The sequence below is a fragment of the Cryobacterium sp. AP23 genome (assembly GCF_054075385.1).
Genome location: NZ_CM133415.1, coordinates 2,501,711 through 2,521,851, shown reverse-complemented (window position 1 = coordinate 2,521,851; position 20,141 = coordinate 2,501,711). Strand labels below are relative to the sequence as shown.

The 20,141-nt window shown below is 68.7% G+C and carries 18 protein-coding genes and 1 pseudogene; 11 read left to right on the top strand and 8 right to left on the bottom strand.

What is annotated here, in order from left to right:
• Positions 1–26 precede the first annotated feature (26 nt).
• Entirely contained in the window at positions 27–1,247 is a 1,221-nt protein-coding gene (locus ACU5E9_RS11880; protein WP_456810123.1) for a sarcosine oxidase subunit beta family protein, read from the bottom strand.
• Between the two features lie 131 nt (positions 1,248–1,378).
• Between ACU5E9_RS11880 and ACU5E9_RS11875 the strand changes: the two genes are divergently transcribed.
• Positions 1,379–2,050, top strand: a complete 672-nt coding sequence (locus ACU5E9_RS11875; RefSeq protein ID WP_456810122.1) for a GntR family transcriptional regulator — start codon at positions 1,379–1,381, stop codon at positions 2,048–2,050.
• A 17-nt stretch (positions 2,051–2,067) separates the two neighbouring features.
• On the opposite strand, the gene ACU5E9_RS11870 is transcribed toward ACU5E9_RS11875, so the two are convergent.
• Positions 2,068–2,859, bottom strand: coding sequence for an IclR family transcriptional regulator (locus ACU5E9_RS11870; protein ID WP_456810121.1), 792 nt, complete (start codon positions 2,857–2,859; stop codon positions 2,068–2,070).
• A gap of 241 nt (positions 2,860–3,100) precedes the next feature.
• On the opposite strand from ACU5E9_RS11870, the gene ACU5E9_RS11865 reads away from it, so the two are divergent.
• Both ACU5E9_RS11865 and ACU5E9_RS11860 read left to right on the top strand, forming a co-directional pair.
• Complete coding sequence (locus ACU5E9_RS11865; RefSeq protein ID WP_456810120.1) at positions 3,101–3,829, top strand: isochorismatase family protein; 729 nt, start codon at positions 3,101–3,103, stop codon at positions 3,827–3,829.
• A 35-nt stretch (positions 3,830–3,864) separates the two neighbouring features.
• Positions 3,865–5,217 carry an MFS transporter gene (locus tag ACU5E9_RS11860; protein WP_456810119.1) on the top strand — a complete coding sequence of 451 codons (1,353 nt, stop codon included), beginning with the start codon at positions 3,865–3,867 and terminating at the stop codon, positions 5,215–5,217.
• Positions 5,218–5,307: 90 nt separating this feature from the next.
• On the opposite strand, the gene ACU5E9_RS11855 is transcribed toward ACU5E9_RS11860, so the two are convergent.
• From ACU5E9_RS11855 to ACU5E9_RS11840, 4 genes and pseudogenes are all read right to left on the bottom strand, one after another.
• Positions 5,308–6,852, bottom strand: coding sequence for an APC family permease (locus ACU5E9_RS11855; protein WP_456810118.1), 1,545 nt, complete (start codon positions 6,850–6,852; stop codon positions 5,308–5,310).
• 37 nt (positions 6,853–6,889) lie between these two features.
• The gene (locus tag ACU5E9_RS11850) at positions 6,890–7,765 is read right to left on the bottom strand and encodes a universal stress protein (protein WP_456810117.1); all 876 of its coding nucleotides are present in this window, start codon (positions 7,763–7,765) and stop codon (positions 6,890–6,892) included.
• Positions 7,762–9,822 (bottom strand): annotated as a pseudogene (locus tag ACU5E9_RS11845) (primary-amine oxidase); the annotation flags it as partial. The gene ACU5E9_RS11850 and the pseudogene ACU5E9_RS11845, both read right to left, overlap by 4 nt.
• 16 nt (positions 9,823–9,838) lie before the next feature.
• The gene (locus tag ACU5E9_RS11840; RefSeq protein ID WP_456810116.1) at positions 9,839–11,269 is read right to left on the bottom strand and encodes a gamma-aminobutyraldehyde dehydrogenase; all 1,431 of its coding nucleotides are present in this window, start codon (positions 11,267–11,269) and stop codon (positions 9,839–9,841) included.
• A 273-nt stretch (positions 11,270–11,542) separates the two neighbouring features.
• Between ACU5E9_RS11840 and ACU5E9_RS11835 the strand changes: the two genes are divergently transcribed.
• The 4 genes from ACU5E9_RS11835 (at position 11,543) to ACU5E9_RS11820 (ending at position 15,788) form a co-directional block, all read left to right on the top strand.
• Complete coding sequence (locus ACU5E9_RS11835) at positions 11,543–12,922, top strand: LLM class flavin-dependent oxidoreductase (RefSeq protein WP_456810115.1); 1,380 nt, start codon at positions 11,543–11,545, stop codon at positions 12,920–12,922.
• 53 nt (positions 12,923–12,975) lie between these two features.
• Complete coding sequence (locus ACU5E9_RS11830; protein ID WP_456810114.1) at positions 12,976–13,992, top strand: methionine ABC transporter ATP-binding protein; 1,017 nt, start codon at positions 12,976–12,978, stop codon at positions 13,990–13,992.
• Positions 13,989–14,723, top strand: coding sequence for a methionine ABC transporter permease (locus ACU5E9_RS11825; protein ID WP_456810113.1), 735 nt, complete (start codon positions 13,989–13,991; stop codon positions 14,721–14,723). Before ACU5E9_RS11830 ends, ACU5E9_RS11825 begins: the two co-directional genes overlap by 4 nt.
• A 150-nt stretch (positions 14,724–14,873) precedes the next feature.
• Positions 14,874–15,788, top strand: coding sequence for a MetQ/NlpA family ABC transporter substrate-binding protein (locus ACU5E9_RS11820; protein ID WP_456810112.1), 915 nt, complete (start codon positions 14,874–14,876; stop codon positions 15,786–15,788).
• 188 nt (positions 15,789–15,976) lie between these two features.
• Here ACU5E9_RS11820 and ACU5E9_RS11815 read toward each other — a convergent pair whose 3' ends face one another.
• On the bottom strand, positions 15,977–16,720 hold the full coding sequence (locus ACU5E9_RS11815) for a class I SAM-dependent methyltransferase (RefSeq protein WP_456810111.1): 744 nt from the start codon (positions 16,718–16,720) through the stop codon (positions 15,977–15,979).
• 73 nt (positions 16,721–16,793) lie between these two features.
• Between ACU5E9_RS11815 and ACU5E9_RS11810 the strand changes: the two genes are divergently transcribed.
• The 4 genes from ACU5E9_RS11810 to ACU5E9_RS11795 all read left to right on the top strand — a co-directional run bounded on the left by ACU5E9_RS11810 (position 16,794) and on the right by ACU5E9_RS11795 (position 19,131).
• Positions 16,794–17,072, top strand: a complete 279-nt coding sequence (locus tag ACU5E9_RS11810; RefSeq protein WP_456810110.1) for an ArsR/SmtB family transcription factor — start codon at positions 16,794–16,796, stop codon at positions 17,070–17,072.
• Positions 17,073–17,083: 11 nt separating this feature from the next.
• Positions 17,084–17,476: a VOC family protein gene (locus ACU5E9_RS11805; RefSeq protein ID WP_456810109.1), complete on the top strand. Its 393-nt coding sequence runs from the start codon at positions 17,084–17,086 to the stop codon at positions 17,474–17,476.
• A 184-nt stretch (positions 17,477–17,660) separates the two neighbouring features.
• Positions 17,661–18,587, top strand: coding sequence for an intradiol ring-cleavage dioxygenase (locus ACU5E9_RS11800; protein WP_456810108.1), 927 nt, complete (start codon positions 17,661–17,663; stop codon positions 18,585–18,587).
• Between the two features lie 73 nt (positions 18,588–18,660).
• A complete protein-coding gene (locus tag ACU5E9_RS11795; RefSeq protein ID WP_456810107.1) occupies positions 18,661–19,131 on the top strand; it encodes a MaoC family dehydratase in 471 nt (156 codons plus the stop codon).
• Positions 19,132–19,224: 93 nt separating this feature from the next.
• Here ACU5E9_RS11795 and ACU5E9_RS11790 read toward each other — a convergent pair whose 3' ends face one another.
• Positions 19,225–19,977, bottom strand: a complete 753-nt coding sequence (locus tag ACU5E9_RS11790) for an SDR family NAD(P)-dependent oxidoreductase (RefSeq protein WP_456810106.1) — start codon at positions 19,975–19,977, stop codon at positions 19,225–19,227.
• Between the last annotated feature and the right edge of the window lie 164 nt (positions 19,978–20,141).

Below are 20,141 nucleotides of genomic sequence, written 5' to 3'. Positions count from 1 at the left end.
TCTCATCGCTTTCTCACGCGTCGCGTCTAGTGGGCCACGGCGGCGGCGCCGTGTTCGTCGATCAGGGCGCCGGTTTCGAACCGCTCCAGCGCGAACGGCTGGTTGAGCGCGTGGGCCTGACCGGTGGCGATGGTGTGCGCGAAGGTGAGCCCGGCCACCGGGGTGCCCTTGAACCCGCCGGTGCCCCAGCCGCAGTTCACGAACATGTTCTCCACCGGGGTGGTGCTCACGATCGGCGAGGCGTCGAGGGTGGTGTCCACGATGCCGCCCCAGGTGCGCAGCACGTGCGCCCGGGCGAAGATCGGGAACAGCTCCACCGCGGCGGCCATCTGTTGCTCGATGACGTGGAACGACCCGCGCTGGCCGTAGCCGTTGTAGGAGTCGACGCCGGCGCCCATCACCAGTTCACCCTTGTGCGCCTGGGAGACGTAGACGTGCACGTGGTTGGACATCACCACCGTGGGGTGCACGGGTTCGTGCAGTTCCGAGACCAGCGCCTGCAGCGGGTGCGACTGGATGGGCAGGCGGAACCCGGCCATCTCCGCGAGCATCGAGCTGTGCCCGGCCGCGCACAGGCCCACCTTCTCGGTGTGGATGGTGCCCCGGCTGGTCTCGACGCCCACCACCCGGTTGCCGTTCTTCACGAAGCCGGTGACCGCGCAGTTCTGGATGATGTCCACGCCGAGTTCGTCGCACTTGCGGGCGAAGGCCCAGGCCACGTGGTCGTGCTTGGCGATCCCGGCGCGCGGCTGGTAGGTGGCGCCCATCACCGGGTAGCGGATGTTGTCGTTGATGTTCAGGATCGGGCAGAGTTCCTTGACCTGGGCCGGGTCCAGCCACTCGGCGTCGACGCCGTTGAGCTTGTTCGCGCCCACCCGGCGGATGCTCTCCCGCACGTCCCCGAGGGTGTGGGCGAGGTTCATCACCCCGCGCTGGCTGAACAGGAAGTTGTACTCGAGCTCCTCCGGCAGCACCTCCCAGAGTTTGAGGGACTGTTCGTAGATCGCCGCGCTCTCGTCCCAGAGGTAGTTGGAGCGGATGATGGTGGTGTTCCGGGCCATGTTGCCGCCGGCCAGCCAGCCCTTCTCCAGGATGGCGATGTTGGTCATGCCGTGGTTCTTGGCCAGGTAGTACGCGGTGGCCAGGCCGTGCCCGCCGCCGCCCACGATCACGGCGTCATAGGAGGGCTTGGGGTCCGGGTTCCGCCAGAGGAAGTCGGGGTGCTCCGGAAGCTGGTCCGCGCTCACTGTGCTGCTCCAATGCCTTGAAATACCATTCACACACTGTTGATATATCAGTGTGGGGGCAATGCTAATGTGGATGCAGCGACAGAGTCAAGGCGCCTGGCGCACGGAGTGACGGAGCGACGGAGGAACCGATGAGCGGAGCGCACCTCCTGCCGGCGCCCCCGGTTCCCGAGCTCTCCCTGGCGGAGTCCGCCTATCTCGCCCTCCGCGACAAGCTGATCATGCTCGAGATCCGGCCGGGCGCACCGATCAACGACGGCCAGCTCGCCGAGGAGCTCGGCGTGGGCCGAACCCCGGTGCGGGAGGCCATCAAGCGCCTGGAAATCGACCACCTCGTGGTCTCCTACCCCCGCCGCGGTACCTTCGCCACGGTCGTGGACATCACGGAGCTCGCCGACGTCTCAGACATCCGCACGCTGCTGGAACCGCTGGCCGCCCGCCGTGCCGCCCTGAACGCGAACGCCGAGACGCGCGCCGAACTCCGGGAGCTGGCCCGCACGATCGGCTCGATCGCGGCCAAGCCCGTCGACAAGTACGAGCTGATGCGTCACGACATGGCCGTGCACCGCACCATCTACCGGGCCGCCGGCAACCCGCACCTGGAGGACACCCTGGTGCGGTACGACAACCTGGCCACCCGCATCTGGGTCCTGGTGCTCGACAAGGTGCCGTCGGTAACGAGCCATGTCACCGAACACGTCGCCCTGCTCGAGGCGGTCGCCGACGGCGACGCCGAGCGGGCTGCCGACCTGGCCCTCGAGCACGTCTCCAGCTTCGAGAAGACCATCCGTCGCGTGCTCTGACCCGCGCGGGTGCCGGGTCAGCTGGCGGGGTTGCCCAGCCGGGCCGAGACCGTGCGGGCGGTGTCGAGCACCGCGCCGGTGAGGAACTCGATGCGGTCGGCGCCGGTCCGGGAGCGCGGCGCGGACGTGGTGATGCAGCCGACCACGACGCCGCGGTAATCCCGTACGGCGGCCGAGACGCCGACCTCCTCGAAGGTCGTGAAGCCGTCGTTGACGGCATAGCCCTGCTCGAGGACCTGCGCCAGCGCCGGCCGCCAGTCGCCGGCGAAGGGGGAGTCGGTCGCGCGGGTGACGGTGCCGGCCTCGAGCAGCTGCGCCGCCTGGTCGGGGGAGAGGTCGGCGAGGAACACCCGCACGGAGGAGCTCTCGAACCGGCCGTAGCGGGTTCCGATGGATGCCGTGTGCTTGACCTGGTGCGGGCTGGGGATCTGTTCGACGACGATCGCCGCTGATCCGTTCCATACCGCGAGGGCGCTGGTCTCGCCGGTCAGCTCGGTGAGCTCTTCGAGGCCGGCGTGGGCCGCGCGGCGCACGTCGAGCTCGGCCAGGAGTGGACCGGTGAGCCCGATCAGGCCGAGGCCCAGCCGGAATCGGCCGGTGTCTTCGTCACGTTCGACGTAGCCGGCGGCAGCGAGCCCGGTGAGGATGCGGGACACGGTGCTCTTGTGAAGGCCGACCTTCTGGGCGATCTCGGTGACGCCGAGCACCGGCTTCTCGATCGAGAACGCCTCGAGCACGCCGAGGCCGTTCAGTAGCGACGCCGCGGCTCCCTGCGGGGCGTCGTCACCCTGGCGTGGCCTGCCTGCCATGTTCCCACTCGTTTCTTCGCCGTTCTGCGCCGCCCGCCGACCGGCCTGCAGCCCCTCAATCATAGGTCCGGCGGTCGATCCGGCCCGGCCCGGCGAGGCCCGGCGGCGGCCGTATTCGACCCATCGCAACGAAACACGGAATTAACATCACCGAAACCCGTTGTTGCACAAGCAGCAACTAATTTGATCTGCAAGCAACAACAAACATGATGGTCGCCATCATCCACCGCAAGGAGAAATCATGAGCCAGGACGTCACCCTCGAGCAGGACCTCAACACCCAGCTGAACGAACTGCTGGAGAAGGCCTTCGCCGCCGGCACCGAGCAGTACCACGAGCTCGGCTTCAAGCGTCGGGTCGGCTACGGCACCCGACCGGCCATCATCCACATCGACATGGCCAACGCCTGGACCCGCGAGGGCCACGCGTTCTCCTGCGAGAACATGGACACGATCATTCCGGCCTGCCAGGACCTCAACGAGGCCGCCCGCGCCAAGGGCATCCCGGTGATCTACACGACCACCGCGTACGACATCACCGACCGCTCCAAGCCGTCCGACATGGGCCTGTGGGCGTCGAAGATCCCCGTCGAGCTGCTCGCCATCGGCTCGGAGGAAGTGAAGATCGACGACCGCATCAAGCCGGAGGCCGGCGAGCTGGTCATCACCAAGAAGCGCGCCAGCGCGTTCCCCGGCACCAACCTGCAGCAGTTCCTGACCGTGAACCGCATCGACACCGTCATCATCACCGGCGTCACCGCGGCCGGATGCGTGCGCCACACCGTCGAGGACGCCATCGCGGAGGGCTTCCGCCCGATCGTGGTGCGCGAGGCCGTCGGCGACCGGGTCGCCGGCACCGTGGCCTGGAACCTGTTCGACATCGACTCCAAGTTCGGCGACGTCGAGCCGCTGACCAACGTGCTCGACTACCTCAACGCGCTGCCCGCGTTCGTCGAAACCACCACTCCCTAACCCTCCGACGCTGCACTCCGACCAAGGGAGCCATCATGTCCTCGCCTCACACGCCCCACTCCAGTCCAACCACCTTGCGGAAGGTGACGGGTGCCGCCGCGGCCGGCACCGTTGTCGAATGGTTCGACTTCGCCATCTACGGCTTCCTCGCACCCGTCATCGCCCGGGTCTTCTTTCCCGCCACCGACCACATCACCGGGCTGCTCCAGACCTTCGCGGTCTTCGCCGTCGCCTTCGCCCTCCGGCCCCTCGGCGGTGCGTTCTTCGGCATGCTGGGCGACCGCATCGGCCGCAAGAAGGTCCTGGCGCTGACGGTCCTGCTCATGTCCGGCGCCACCGCCGCGATCGGATTCCTGCCCTCCTACGAGAGCATCGGAATCTGGGCGCCCCTGCTCCTGATCCTCGCCCGGAGCGTGCAAGGCCTCTCGGCCGGCGGCGAATACGCGGGCGCGGTCACCTTCGTGATCGAACACGCACCCGCGGGCCAACGCTCCCGCTACAGCAGCTGGATGCCCGCCGCCACCTTTGCCTCCTTCTCCGCTGCGGCCCTGCTGTGCTACCTGCTCACCGCGAACCTTTCCGAAGAGACCATGGACAGTTGGGGCTGGCGCCTGCCGTTCCTGGCGGCACTGCCGCTGGGCCTGCTCGCCTTCTACATCCGGCAACGCCTGGACGAGAGCCCGCTGTTCCTGGAGGTGCGCAACAGCGCCTCGGTGCCGCACTCGCGGTTGGGCCAGACCCTGCGCGAGCAGTGGAAGCCCATGCTGACGCTTGGCGGCTACATCAGCCTGACGGCGTTGTCCTTCTATACCTTCTCCACCTACATGACGACCTTCCTCCGCGAAGTGGTGCAGCTTCCCGCCGACCAGGTGCTGATGAGCAACGTCATCGCCCTGGCCTGCGCTGCGGCCCTGGCGCCGGTGATCGGACGCATCTGCGACCGGATCGGGCGGCGCGTGACCATGGTCACCTCGGTCGTGCTGCTGGGCGGCCTGGCCATCCCCGCCTACCTCCTCGCCTCGACCGGCGGGTTCGGCACGGCCCTGACCGGACAGCTCCTGCTGGCCGTCGGGGCCGTGACGGCCAACGTGGTGACGGCGGTGCTCCTGTCGGAGGTGTTCCCCACGAACGTGCGGTACACCGCATCCGCCATCACCTACAACCTCAGTTACGCCATCTTCGGTGGCACGGCACCGTTCGTGGCGACGGCCCTGATCGCCGCCACCGGGAACAACCTGGCCCCGGCGATCTACCTCACGGTCATCGCCGCCGGGGCGCTGGTCGCGGCCCTCCTGCTCCCGGAAACCAGCGGACGCACCCTGAAGGCGTCCGCGGCCGCGCTGGTCGGCGGCGCGGCCGAGGCGCCCGTGCCCGCCCGGCGAGGCTGAGCAGGGCGGCCGCCGCACCCCGTGTGGCGCCTCGCGCCCGCTGTAGCGGGCGCGGTCGGCCATGAGGGGTGCGGTGAGGCCGCGCGGGGCCTAGGTGTCGCGGGAGGTGCCCTTGGTGAGGGTCTTGCCCTGGAAGAACGCCGGGTCGACCCTGCGCATGATCACCATCAGCACGATGCCGGTGATGAAGAGCACCATCGCCAGGATGAACACCAGGCCGACACCACCGATCTCCGAGCCGCTGCCGTATTCGGGGTTGGTGCTGTCGATCAGGGTGGTGGCGAAGATCACCGCCAGGATGATGCCGCCCAGCAGCGGGGCGAGCAGCTTGAGCAGGAACGCCCGCGCGCTGGAGAACAGTTCCCGGCGGAAGAACCAGACGCAGGCGAACGCCGTGACGCCGTAGTAGAAGCAGATCATGATGCCCAGGGTGAGGATGGTGTCGGTGAGCACGTCGGTGCTCAGCACCCGCATCACCGCGTAGAAACCCCAGGCCACCACGCCGGCGATGACGGTGGCGAAGCCCGGCGACTTGAACCGTGGGCTGATCGCGGCGAACCGCTTGGGGAAGGCGCGGTAGTGGCCCATCGAGAGCATGGTGCGGGCCGGCCCCACGAAGGTGGACTGCAGCGACGCCGCCGAGCTGGAGAGCACGGCCAGCGACATCAGGACGGCGAATGGGCCCATCACGGGGCCAGCGAGGGCGGCGAAGACGTTGCCCTGGATGTCTTCGTTGCCGAGGCCCAGCTCGCCGGTGCCAACGCCGGAGAACATCAGCGCCGAGACCGACACCAGGATGTAGAGGACGAAGATGATGCCGACGGTGAGGGTGGCCGCCCGGCCCGGGGTGCGCTCCGGATCCTTGGTCTCCTCGTTCATTGTCAGGGTGACGTCCCAGCCCCAGTAGATGAAGATCGACAGCGAGACCCCGGCCGCGAAGGCGGAGAACGACGGGGTGAGGAACGGGTTGAACCACGAGGCGCTGAACCCGAGCGCGTCGAACGCGGTGCCGGCCGAGAAGTGCACGAGGGCGGCGACGCTGAACCAGACCAGCACGAGCAGTTGGAACGCGACGAGCACGTACTGCACCATTTTGGTGGTCTCCATGCCCCGGTAGGACACGTAACAGGCGCCCACCATGAACACCAGACAGGTGAGGATGTTGATCCACACGTTGCCGGCCAGGTCGGCCAGCCCCGGGTCGCCGAACACCTGCGCGAGCAGGAGGTAGAAGAAGTCCACCGCCACCCCGGCCAGGTTGGACAGCACCACGACCGTGGCCACGATCAGGCCCCAACCGCCCATCCAGCCCAGCCACGGACCGAACGCGCGCGTGGCCCAGGTGAACGACGTGCCGGCATCCGGCATGGCGTTGTTCAGCTCGCGGTAGCCCAGTGCCACGAGCAGCATCGGGATGAAGCCGACGATGAAGATGCCGGGCATCTGGGTGCCGACCGCCGCCACCGTGGGGCCGAGTGACGCGGTGAGCGTGTAGGCGGGGGCGATGCAGGAGATGCCGATGACGGTCGCGCCGAGCAGGCCGACGGACCCGGCGCTGAGGCCCTTGGAGGAGAGCCCGCCGGCGCTGGCCGACGGGGCGGCCGGCGTGGGCCGGGGAGCGGATGACTGTGCCATGGACCTGTCCTTTGCTCGGATCAGCTACGGGGTCGAATCAACTGCCGGCGGGATTGGTCGGAACGACGACCAGGGGAACCGGCAGGGCGTGCAGCATGCGGTGGGCGGTGATGCCGAGGAAGATCGTGCGCGGCGCGGCCAGGCGGCTCGAGCCCACGAAGGCGAGCTCGTCGGGGCGCCAGTCCAGCGCTTCGACGGCCTCCTCCACGTTCTTGCCCTCGCCGACCGCGGTGGTGATGATGCCGTGGCTGTGCGAGTGACGCTCGTAGTAGGCGAGCACCGCGTCGAGGTGCGCGGTGCTGCCGGCGGCGGCGGGCGACTGCTTCTCACGGCTGGCGTCGACTTCCACCAGGGTCACGAAGCGCAGTTCGACGGCGAGGTCGTCGGTGAAGGCCACCAGCGAGTCGAGCAGCGCCTCCCACCCCGGCCGGGTGCCGATGGCGCAGGTGATGCGGGTGAGCTGTGCCGGGGCGCGATACCCGCGCGGCGCGAGGGCGACCGGAACGGGGGAGGCGTGCAGCAGGGCGTTCGCGACGCTGCCGATGGTGAACCGGTTGAGCAGGCCGCCGCGGGCGGCGCCCACCACGATCCGGTCGGAGTCCAGGTCGGCGGCGGCCTGGATGAGGCCCTCAGAGGTGGAGTCGGCCCAGAGCAGGTGCGTGCTGGCCGTGACGTCGCCGGGCACCCAGTCGGCCGCCTCGGTGAGCCACTGGGTGGCCTGGTTGGACAGCAGCACTTCGAAATCCGAGCTCGCGGCGTGGATCTTCGCCGGCGCCGCCGAGAGACGCTGCAGCACGAGGCAGATGCGCAACTCGGCCGCGGTGGCCCTGGCCAGCGCGATGCCCAGCTCGAGGGCCTCGCGGCCCTGGCTGGTGGCCTCGTAGGCCACCACGTAGTTCGCTACTCGGGTCACGGTGTTCTCCTCGGTTCCGTCGGTTGCGCATCCGGTTCGGGGCTGCCGTGTTCGTGCTGGTGGTCGGCCACCGCACCGGAATGGTCGTGCTCAGGGCTGCCGTGCTCCATGGAGCCGTGCTCCATGCCGCTGTGGTCCATGCCGGGCGCGCAGTGCGCGGGGCTCGGCTCCACGTCGAGGGACGGGTTGCGGTCGAAGAAGCCCACCGGCTTCAGCCAGAACGACACCGTGTCAGCGGGCATCACCGGCCATTCCTCCGGCCGGGTGATGTGGTGGATGCCGAAGGTGTACCAGAGCACCACGTCGGTGTCGCGCACGGCGCGGCCGGCCCGGATCCACTCGGGCAGGCCGTGGTCGATGCCGCTCTGGTTGACGAACTCGCCGCAGGGCCAGCGCTGGGTCTCATCGGCCGGGGTGACCCAGACGGTGTGGCCGATCACCTGGGCGCGTTGCAGGGCCGGCGCAGTGGGATGGAAGAACGACGGGATCGCACCGGTCGGCACGAGCTTGTACGACACCGGGGTGCCGAGCCCGTTCAGGGTCTGCTCGTTCACCACCTTCCAGGCCCGCTGGGTGTTCCAGTCGAAGTCGTCGAAGCCCTCGGTCTCGATGGGGGTGTTCTGCTGGGTGATCGCCAGCCCGAGCGGGTTGGTGTCGTCGATCGGTTCGATCCGGGTCTCGCTGCGGAACACCGTGTTCGCCTCCCCGTCGATGTCGAGGTCGAGCCGGGCCACGATGAAATGCTGGTGGAACGGCGCGTAGGTGCGCTCGTCGACGAGGGTGCCGTTGGGGTGCGGCTGCCCGGCGTCGAGGTGGGTGACCACCATGATGCCGGTGGCGCGCACCTCGCACTCGATGTTGCCGTCCTGGTAAAACCGCCAGTAGACGAGGTACTCGTAGTTGGCCACGGTGACGTGGAAGGACACCACGAGCCGGCGCATCCGGCGCACCTCGGCGCCGCCGTCGTGGTCGACGTGCTTCCACAGCACCGCGTTGTCTTCCTCGTGGATGCAGAACGCGTTCGGGATCGTGTACGGCTCGCCGGCGCTGTTGTGCAGCACCGCGTCGATGTACCGGATCTCACCCAGGCAGTCGCAGCCGAGCTCGAGCGAGGTGGTCATGAACCCCAGGCCCCACTCGCCGATGTCGAACGCGGTGCGGCGGAAGTGGTCGACGCTGGGGTCGCGGTACGGCACGACCATCTCGGCGAACGACAGCCGGTTGGCGATCGGGCGCTCGCGGCCGGCATCCGTGTAGGTCACCCGGTGCAGTGTCATGCCCTCGCGGTAGTTGAAGCCCACCCGCAGCGACCAGTTCTGCCATTGCACGAGGTTGCCGTCCACGCTGAAGCCGGGACCCTGTGGTTGCACGATGTCCAGCGGCTTGAGGGGCGGCCGGGTGCTGGCGTTCCGGATGCGCTCCGGCACCAGGTGCGGCACGTACTCGCCCATCACGTTGGGAGGGTCGACGGTGAAGGTGTCCTCCACGGCGAGCAGGTTCATGGTGTTCACGTCGATCACGAAGTGCAGCCCGCTGACCGGCCCCGCGTAGGGGTTGGCGCCGGCGCCGGCGCGCACCCAGACATCCGCCCAGCCCAGGCGCAGGCCCCGGTAGACGTCGGGGATGACGGCGTCGCCGTAGGTCCAGGTGTCGATGAAGACGTGCTCGAGGTCGGTGATGCCGCGCTTGGCCAGCGCCGCCACGACCTCCGGATGCGCCCGCAGTGCCGCGTCGGCCTCCTCCCACTCGTCCACGGTGAAGTTGGCCTGCATCCCCACGGCCTCCGACCATTCGAGCAGGGTGTCTGCGTCGAGGGAGACCACGGCCACCCAGGTGCGGTTCTCGGCGCGGTGCAGCACCACCAGGCGGGCGCGCCGCTCCGGGGCGACGCCGGTCGCGTCGAACTCCGCGATCGCGGCCCTGGCCGGCTCGACGAGTTCGATGGAGGCGAACCGCCAGCCTGCGCCGACGTGGTGTTCGCGGGCGAGCACGGCGGCGGCCTGGCTGAACTCCGCGGCGGTGAGGGGGTCGAGCGGATGGAAGGTCATCGGTGTCCTGTTCTGTCTCTTCGAGCTATTCGAGCGAGCTCATCACGTGCTTGATGCGCGTGTAGTCCTCGACCCCGTACATGGAGAGGTCCTTGCCGTAGCCGGAGTACTTGAAGCCGCCGTGCGGCATCTCCGCGGTGAGCAGGATGTGGGTGTTGATCCACACGGCGCCGAAGTCCAGGTCGCGGGACACCCGGAGCGCCCTGGCGTGGTCGCGGGTCCAGACGCTCGAGGCCAGGGCGTAGCGCACGTCGTTGGCCATGCTGATGGCCTCCTCCTCGGTGCTGAAGCTCTGCACCGTGATCACCGGCCCGAAGGTCTCGTCCTGCACGATCGGGTCGCTCTGGCGCACCTGCGTCACCACGGTGGGTTCGAAAAAGAAGCCCGCCTCGCCGACCTGGTGGCCGCCCGTGCTGATCACGGCGTGCGCCGGCAGCGCGGCCACCTTGTCGACCACGTCGGTGAAGTGCCGCACGTTGTTGAGCGGTCCGAAGTAGTTGTCGGCGTCGTCGGCCGACCCGGTGGTGCGCAACTCGGCCTCGGCCGTGAATGCGGCGACGAATTCGTCGTGGATGGCCTCGTGCACGAGCACCCGGGTGATGGCGGTGCAGTCCTGGCCGGCGTTGTAGAAGGAGAAGTCGGCGATCGCGGAGGCGACCTTGGCCACGTCGACGTCGGCGAAGACCACCGCGGGCGCCTTGCCGCCCAGTTCCAGGTGTGCGCGCTTGAGGGTGTGCGCGGCACTGGACGCCACGGCGATGCCGGCGCGCACACTGCCCGTGATCGACACCAGGCCGGGAACGGGGTGCTCGACGATGAAGGAACCGGTGCCGGCGTCGCCGAGCACGATGTTCATCACCCCGTCGGGCAGGATGCCCTGGCTGATCCGGGCGAGCTCCAGGGTCGATTCCGGAGTGGTGTCGCTGGGCTTGAGCACCAGGGTGTTGCCCACGGCCAGGGCTGGGCCGATCTTCCAGATCGCCATCAGGAACGGGAAGTTCCACGGCGTGACCTGGCCGACGACGCCGATGGGTTCGCGGCGCACCCAGGAGGTCATGCCCTCGAGGTACTCGCCGGCCGACTTGCCCTCGAGCAGCCGGGCGGCGCCGGCGAAGAAGCGCAACTGGTCGGCGCCCGCGGCCACCTCGTCGGCCGCGATCGTGGCGCGCGGCTGGCCGGTGTTGCGGTGCTGGGCCTCCACGAGGGCGTCACTGTTGGCCTCGACCGCGTCGGCGAGCTGCAGCAGCGCCAGCTGGCGTTCGCCGGGGGTGCGGCGGCTCCATGCCGGGAACGCGGCCTTGGCGGCCCGCATGGCGTCGTCGACATCGCCGGAGGTGGAGATCGGCGCCCTGGCCACGATCGCTCCGGTGGTGGGATCGACGATGTCGAGCACCTCGGTGCCGGCCGGCGTGACGAATTGGCCGTTGATGAAATTGGACAGTGTCGGGGTGCTCACGGGGCTCCTCTACGTCGAGTAACAAGGCCGGAAACGCTGCCCTGGCCGCACGGCGGCAGAGCAGCGATTCGGGGCCAGTATGGCACTTGGCCGGGAGAAAAGGCACCCCCGGGCCTCCGCGGTCGACCGGCCGGAGCACTAAGCGGCGGCGCAGTTTCTTGCACTCGCACAGCCCGGACGGATTCCGCATCGCAGCACCTGCGACACATCCGTGTGTGACGCTGTGTTTCGACGGGGGATGTGCCCGGCGCCCGGAAACGTGAGCATGGGGGAATGCCCAGACAGATTCGCTTCAACGCCTTCGACATGAACTGCGTCGCCCACCAGTCCTCCGGGCTGTGGCGCCACCCCGACGACCGGTCGCAGAGCTACACCGACCTCGCGTACTGGACCGAGCTGGCCAAACTTCTCGAGAAAGGCCGCTTCGACGGTATCTTCCTGGCCGACGTGCTGGGCACCTACGACGTCTACGGCGGCACCAACGAGGCCGCGATCCGCAATGGTGCGCAGATCCCCGTCGCCGACCCGTTGCTGGTCATTCCCGCAATGGCATATGTCACCGAGCACCTCGGTTTCGGCGTCACCGCCGGCACCGCCTACGAGCACCCGTACCCGTTCGCCCGGCGGATGTCGACGCTCGACCACCTCACCAAGGGCCGGGTCGGCTGGAACGTCGTCACCGGGTACCTGCCCTCCGCCGCCCGCAACATGGGCAACGAGGACCAGCTCGAACACGACGACCGCTACGACTACGCCGACGAGTACCTCGAGGTGCTCTACAAGCTCTGGGAAGGGTCGTGGGAAGACGACGCCGTGGTGCGTGACGCCGCATCCGGTGTCTTCACCGACCCGAGCAAGGTGCACTCGATCGGGCACTCCGGCAAGCACTTCCAGGTGCCGGGCATCCACCTCTCCGAGCCGTCGCCGCAGCGTTCGCCCGTGATCTACCAGGCCGGCGCCTCCAGCCGTGGCATCGCTTTCGCCGCCGGCAACGCCGAGGCGATCTTCGTGGCCGCGTCCACCAAGGAGGTACTCAAGGGCACCGTCACCAAGATCCGCGACGCCCTCGAGTCCGCCGGCCGCGACCGGTACTCCGCCAAGATCTACACGCTGCTCACGATCATCACCGACGAGACCAGCGAGAAGGCCCAGGCCAAGTACCTCGACTACCTCAGCTACGCCAGCGAAGAGGGCGCCCTCGTCTTCATGTCGGGCTGGATGGGTGTCGACCTGTCCGAGTTCGCGCTCGACGAGCCCATCGGCAACGTCAAGAGCAACGCGATCCAGTCGGCGGTGGCCAACTTCCAGGCCGCGAACCACGACGGCTCGGAGTGGACCGTGGGCGACATCGCCCGGGCCGGCGCGATCGGCGGGCTCGGCCCGTTCATCGTGGGCTCCGGCGTCGAAATCGCCGACCAGCTCGAGGAGTGGGCCGCCGAGACCGACGTGGACGGGTTCAACCTCGCCTACGCGATCACGCCGGGCACCTTCGAAGACGTGGTCACCTGGGTGGTGCCCGAGCTGCAGAAGCGCGGCGTCTACCCGACCGAATACACCGAGGGCACCCTGCGTCAGAAGCTGCACGGCCGCGGCGACCGCCTGCCCGACGAGCACCACGGCGCGAACTTCCGCGTCGGCGTGCCCGTCGTCTGACCTTCCCGCCACCCGCACACGCACCTCCAACCGGACTCGACAGGGAGCCCCGCATGATCAGCCTCGAACAGCTGACCAAGGTCTACGGCCACGGTGACCAGCGCACGGTTGTGCTCGACCGCCTCGACTTCAGCGTCGACGCCGGCGAGATCTTCGCCGTCGTCGGGCCGAGCGGTGCCGGCAAGAGCACCCTGGCGCAGTGCGTCAACCTGCTCGAACGACCCACCAGCGGGTCGGTGCTGGTGAACGGGGAGAACCTGTCCCAGCTCAGCGAGAAGCAGCTGCGGGTGGCGCGCCGGCGCATCGGCACCATTTTCCAGTCGGATGGCCTGTACTCCCGCCGCACCGCTGCCCAGAACGTGGCGCTGCCGCTGGAGTACCTCGGCGCAACGAACGCGGAGACCCGCGCCAGGGTGGCCGAGCTGCTCGACCGGGTGGGACTCTCCGACAAGGCCGGGCACTACCCGCACCAGCTCTCCGGTGGGCAGCGGCAGCGGGTGGGCATCGCCCGCGCCCTGGCGCTCCGCCCCTCCGTGCTGCTCAGCGACGAGGCCACCTCGGGCCTTGACCCCGACTCCACCCGCTCGATCGTGGCGCTGCTCAAGGAACTGCGCGACGACCTGGGCCTGTCGATCCTCTTCATCACGCACGAGATGGACACCGTGCTGCAGGTCGCCGACTCCGTCGCCCGGCTCGACCACGGCCGGATCGTGGAGAGCGGCCGCATCGTGGAACTGCTCCGCGACCCCGCCTCCGGGCTCGGCCGGGCCCTCCGCCCCGCGCGCTCGCACGAGAGCGCCCCGGCCGACGCCACCGAGTGGTTCGTCAGCTATACCTCCGCGAACGTGCCGGCCGACTGGCTCACCCGGCTCGCCGACCAGCTCGGCAGCACGGTGTCACTGCTCGGCGCCTCGATCGAGACCGTCGACGGCGCCACCGTCGGCCACGCCAGCATCGGTGTCACCGGCGCCAACCCCGACCACCTCATCGCCGTGGCCCGCAGCCTCGGCCTCGACGCCCGCGCCGAGCTGCCCGCCCAGCCCGCCGAGATTCTGGAGCCGGTCGCATGAGCCTGCAGCTGAACAACAACGTGCCCATCGCGGAGATCCCCGCGCTGGTCTTCCCCGCCCTGCTCGACACCCTCATCATGGTCGGCATCGTGATGCTGATCGTCGTGCTCGTCGGCATCCCGCTCGGCGCCCTGGTGCACAACCTCGCCCCGGGCGGCCTGTTCGAGAACCCCGCCCTGCACACCACGATCAGCTGGATCGTGAGCATCGGCCGGTCGTTGCCGTTCCTCATCCTGATGGCGTCCATCGTGCCGTTCACCCGGTTCATCACCGGCACCAACATCGGCATCGCCGCCGCGGTCGTACCCATGTCGATCGCTGGAATCGCGTTCTTCACCCGCATCGTGGAGAACTCCCTCCGCGGCGTGCCGCCCACCCTGGTGCGCGTCGCCAAGGCCTCCGGGGCGTCGCCGCTGCAGATCATCCGCTCCGCCCAGCTCAGCGAAGCACTGCCGTCGATCATCGGCGGCCTCACCATCAACACCATCGCCATGATCGAGTACTCCGCCATCGCCGGCACGATCGGCGCCGGCGGCATCGGCTACGTCGCCGTCACCTACGGCTACCAGCGCTTCGACAACACCGTGATGCTCGCCACCATCGTGATCCTCGTGGCCACGGTGGCGTCGGTGCAGCTGATCGGCGACCGGCTCGTGCGCCTCACCACGCCGCACAGCCGCACCAACGCCCGCGCTCCCCGCGCCGCCCGCCGCGAAGCGAGCCTGGTATGACGCGCCGGATGCCCGGGGCGAGCTGTCCGGCCTGACCTTCGCCGCGCTCGCCTGCTCGACCCGCATACCCTTCCACGCGCGTACGTCCCCCGCGCGCACTCTTCCCGCACGCCTGCACCAGCCCGCAGACCACACTCCAGAAGGATCCCCATGTCTACGCCCCACACCCCCGCCACGCCCGCTACCGAACCGCACGGCTTCGCGCTCAAGAAGCGCCGCCGCTGGCCCTGGATCGCCGGCATCGCCGTGGTCGCCGTCGCCGCAGCGACCGCGATCGCCGTGCCGCTGCTCAACCCCGCGAAGTCCGCCAACGCCACCGAGGGCGCCACGCTCATCGTCGCCACCGCCGAGGGCAACGCGGCCGAGCAGGCCCTGGTGAACTTCGTCGCCGAAGAGGTCGCACCCAAATACGGCATCACGGTCGAGTTCAAGGGCCTCGCCGACAGCAACACCATCAACCGCGCGGTGAGCGAGGGCGAGATCGCCGGCACGGTCTACCAGCACAAGCTCTGGCTGAGCCAGGTGCTCGAGTCCAACCCCGACTTCAAGGAGACCGCCGCCACGCCGGTGTTCCGTTGGGGCTTCGGACTCTGGAGCGACAAGTACACCAGCGTCGACCAGGTGCCGGATGGCGGCACGGTCTCGTTGTACTCCGACCCGGCCAACGAGGCCCAGGGCCTCTGGTTGCTCAAGGAAGCCGGCCTGATCACGCTCAAGGAGGGCACGACGGCCGGCACCGCCACGCAGGATGACATCGCCACCAACCCGAAGAACCTCAAGTTCACCCTGCTCGACTTCGCCGCACAGTCCCGCGCGCTGCCCGACCTCGACCTCGCCGCCGGTTACACCGAGTACTACCTGGCCGCGAGCATCCCGATCGAGCAGCAGATCTTCGCCCCGGCCGCGCCCGACGAGTTCGCCGGCCAGCTCACCATTGGCAGCGACTTCGCCGACACCGAGAACATCAAGAACCTGGTCGCAGCGTTCAAGGACCCGGCCGTTCAGGAGTTCCTCGAGACCGACGAGACCGTGAAGGGCATCCTGCTCCCCATCGCGGCCGAGTAGCCCGACCGCGGCAGCGTCCGCGAGATCGCCTCACGGGGTCTCGACACGCTCGACCGGCGGATGGGCTCGACCGGCGGATGGTCGTCTGCGGTCGTCTCCATCTCGTTGGTCGAGCTTGTCGAGACCTCGTGAGCGGTTGCGGACGACGCGAGTCCCCGCCATCCGTGCTCACGGCTGGTTCGACAGGCTCAGACAGCGGCCGGACCGGCCCGCACGATCGTCACGCGCGTGCGGTACGGCATGCGGTACTCGGTGCGGCCGGCGAGGTCGGGGTGGGTGTCGAGCAGTTCGGCCAGCCGCACCAGCAACTCCGCCCGGTCCGGCGCGTTCATGGTGATCACGTAGCTCCGCGAGGTGACCATCGCGATCAGCTCCTCGCGCGTCATCGGGTTCTCCCAGAGGAACTCGGCAAAATCCTCGATCCTCAGGGGCGCCGCGACGACCGGTTCGTGGCTGTTGTACTGCTCCGCCTTCGACGACCCCATGACCTCGCCGAGCCGCTCGACCCACTCCACCTCCGGGTCGCGGATGTTCCAGACCAAGGCGAGCGCCCCGCCCGGGCGCAGCACCCGCGCGACCTCGGCCGAAGCCACGGGCACATCGACCCAGTGCCAGGACTGCGCGAAGGTGACCAGGTCGGCGCCGGCGTCCTCCAGCGGCAACGCCTCGGCGGTGCCCGCCAGCGCGTTCACCGCGGGATGGTTTGCCGTCAGCCGGGCCCGCATGACCGGGTCGGGTTCCACCGCGGTCACGGCCAGGCCGTGGGCGACGAGGGAAGCGGTGAACTTGCCCGTCCCCGCTCCCACATCGACCACATCTTCCACGGCTCTTGCCCGCTGCAGCATCCAGTCGACGGCCGCGGCCGGATAGGTCGGCCGCCCGCGCTCGTAGTCGCCGACGGCCTGGCCGAATGAGAGGGCATCTGTGGTCATGCCGTCCAGTCTAGAAACGGCCACCGGGGCACCACCTTGAAATGCAAGCTGTTGCTTGCCTAATATGGGTGGCATGGGAGACATCTTCCGGGCCCTCGCCGACCCGACCCGGCGTCAGATCCTCGACGAACTCGTCGTGCGCGACGGCCTGACGCTGTTCGAGATCTGCGGCCGGCTGGCGATGCTGCACGGCGTGGCTTCCACTCGTCAAGCGATCTCCCAGCACCTCGCGGTGCTCGAGGAGGCGGACCTGGTGCGCACGCGCCGGGTCGGCCGCACCAAGATCCACCATCTGAACACGGAACCCCTCCGGGCGGTCGTCGACCGCTGGCCCATCACCTCCAACCGCTAAGGAGCACGCGCATGCCCATTCGCATCAACCTCACCAGCGTCTTCGTCGACGACCAGGCCAAGGCCCTCGCCTTCTATACCGAGAAGCTCGGCTTTGTGGTGAAGAACGACGTACCCATCGGCCTGCACCGGTGGCTCACCGTCGTCGGGCCGGGGGAGCCCGACGGGGTCGAGTTGCTGCTCGAGCCCGACGAGCATCCGGCGGCGAAGGCCTACATGGCCGCGCTCGTCGAGGACGGCATCCCGGCCACCTCGTTCGCGGTCGACGACGTGGCGGCCACCGTGCGCGAGCTCGAGGCCAAGGGCGTGACCGTCACCCAGCCGGCGACGCCGATGGGCCCGGTCGTCGTGGCCACCATCGACGACACCTGCGGCAACCTGATCCAGCTCACCAGCCCGGCCTGAATCACATTCGATTCCGAACTTCGCACCCGTGTTTCACTCGAGAACCCTGCGAAGTTCGAAATCGAGCGGTCGCGGGACCGTTACTTGGTCTCATAGCGGGCTCATAGGACTACCCAAGGGATTTCAGGAGAAGCCGGAGGACGCTGGGGACCTACCGCACCCGCCCCGATGTCGAGAGGCCGCCATGAGCCGCATCCCCGAACCAGACTCCACCCCGGACGGCCCCAGCTACGAGGGCCGCCTCCTCGCCCGCGCCGACGACGAGGTCGTCGACCAGGGTGTCGCCTTCGACCTGGGCACGCTGATGAGCCGCCGCAAGATCCTGAGCCTGATCGGCCTGGGCGCCGGTGCGGTCGCCCTTGCGGCCTGCACCACCGGCGCCGGCGGGACCACCTCGACCGCCGCAGCTACCGCCGCCGGGGAGATCCCGGATGAGACGGCCGGCCCGTACCCCGGCGACGGCTCCAACGGCGTCAACGTGCTCGAGCAGTCCGGCATCGTGCGCAGCGACATCCGCTCGAGCCTCGACGGCGGCCTCACCGCCGAGGGCGTTGCCATGACGTTCACCCTCACCGTGTTGGACATGAACAACAACGACGCCCCGTTCGCAGGCGCCGCGGTGTACGTCTGGCATTGCGACGCCGCCGGCGGCTACTCGATGTACTCGGACGGCATCGAGGACGAGACGTACCTGCGAGGTGTGCAGGTCGCCGACAGCGCGGGCACGGTCAGCTTCACGTCGATCTACCCCGCCTGCTACACCGGCCGTTGGCCGCACATTCACTTCGAGGTCTACCCCGACGTGGGCGCGATCTCGGATGCCGGCAACGCGATCTCCACCTCGCAGGCGGCGCTGCCCGAATCCACCAGCAGCACCGTCTACAAGCTGCCCGGATACGCGGGCTCCACCGCGAATCTCGCGCAGGTCACCCTCGCCGACGACAACGTGTTCGGCGACGACGGCGGGGCACTGCAGCTGGCGACCGTGACCGGCGATGCCACCTCCGGGTATGTGGTCAGCCTCACGGCGCGGGTGGACACGAGCACCACGCCGACCGCGGGCTCTGCGCCCGGTGATGGTGGCGGAGGAGGGGCGCCGCCCAGCCGGTGACCCGCGAACGCGGTGCCGGCGCCGACACGGCCGGCACTGAACCGGCCGCACGCGCCGGTACAGTGGCATCCCTATGAATGATGTGTTCGCCGTTGCCTTGACCGACCGCTATTTCGAGGACTACCTGCCCGGTCTCGTCGCCGAGTACGGGGCGGAACTCGTCACCGAAGCGAGCATCGTGGCGTTCGCCGCCGAGTTCGACCCGCACCAGATGCACGTGGATCCGGTCGCCGCGCTCGCCGGGCCGTTCGGCGGTCTCATCGCCAGCGGCTGGCACACCACGGCCGTGATGATGCGCATCATGGTGGGCAACTACCTGAACGAGCGCACCAGCCTGGGCTCGCCGGGTGTCGATGAGCTCCGCTGGCGCCTGCCCGTGCGCTCAGGGGACGTGCTCTCGGCCCGGTTCACCGTGCTCTCGGCTCGCGCGTCGGCATCCAAGACGGACCGGGGTCTCGTGCACACCCGCATCGAGGTGAGCAACCAGGCCGGCGAGCTGGTGATGTCCCAGGTGATGATGAACCTCATCCTCCGCCGCGCCTGACCTTCGAGTTGCCCCGCTGCGGACGAGTTGCCCCGCTGTGGCGGGGCAACTCGTCCGCACGGGGGCAACTCGCGAGGGTTTCGTCGCGGAGAGTTACTGGGCGGAGTAGCCGCCGTCGACGAGGTGGTAGCTGCCGGAGATGAAGGATGCAGCGTCGCTGAGCAGGAACAGGGTGAGCGCGGCGACCTCCTTGTCGGTGCCGAGGCGGCGGGAGGCGTGCTGCGCCTCGAGTGCGGTGAGCGCCTCGGGGGACAGGCTGGAACGCACCAGGGGGGTGTCGATGAAGCCGGGGCCGACGGCGTTCGTGCGCACGCCATCCGCGGTGTACTCCAGCGCGGCGACCTTGGTGAGGCCGATCAGGGCGTGCTTGCTGGTGACGTACGCGGCGTTCTCCGCGATGCCGACCGAGCCGAGCACCGAGGCCATGTTCACCACGGCGCCGCCGCCGCCGGCGACGATGGCGGGCAGCTGGAACTTCAGGCCGTAGAACACGCCGTCCAGGTCCACCGCGCGGACGCGGTCCCAGGCGGCGATGTCGTAGTCGCCGATCTTCTGCGGTGCGGCACCGATGCCGGCGTTGTTCACGGCCAGGTGCAGGGCGCCGAACGTCTCCTGGGCGAACGTGACGGCGGCTTCGGAGTCTTCCCACTTCGCGGTGTTCTGCGTGAACGCGGCGGCCGTGCCGCCGGCAGCGATGATCTCGTCGACGACCGTCTGTGCGGCCTCGAGCTTGATGTCGGTCACCACAACGGAGGCGCCTTCCGCGGCGAGCTCCCGCGAAATCTCGGCGCCGATGCCGCTTCCTCCGCCGGTGACGATCGCTACCTTGTTATCGAACCTGGCCATGTCGACCACTCCTATCTAATCTGCGTGGATCATTCCTGAATCTGGTGAACCCTATGCGTTCGCATAAAGCAAACCGTTGGTAGGTATTAAGTATTCCCCATCGGAATGGTTGCAGCTACAAGTATTTGATGTATGGTTGTAGGTACAAGCACTTCGCCGCTATC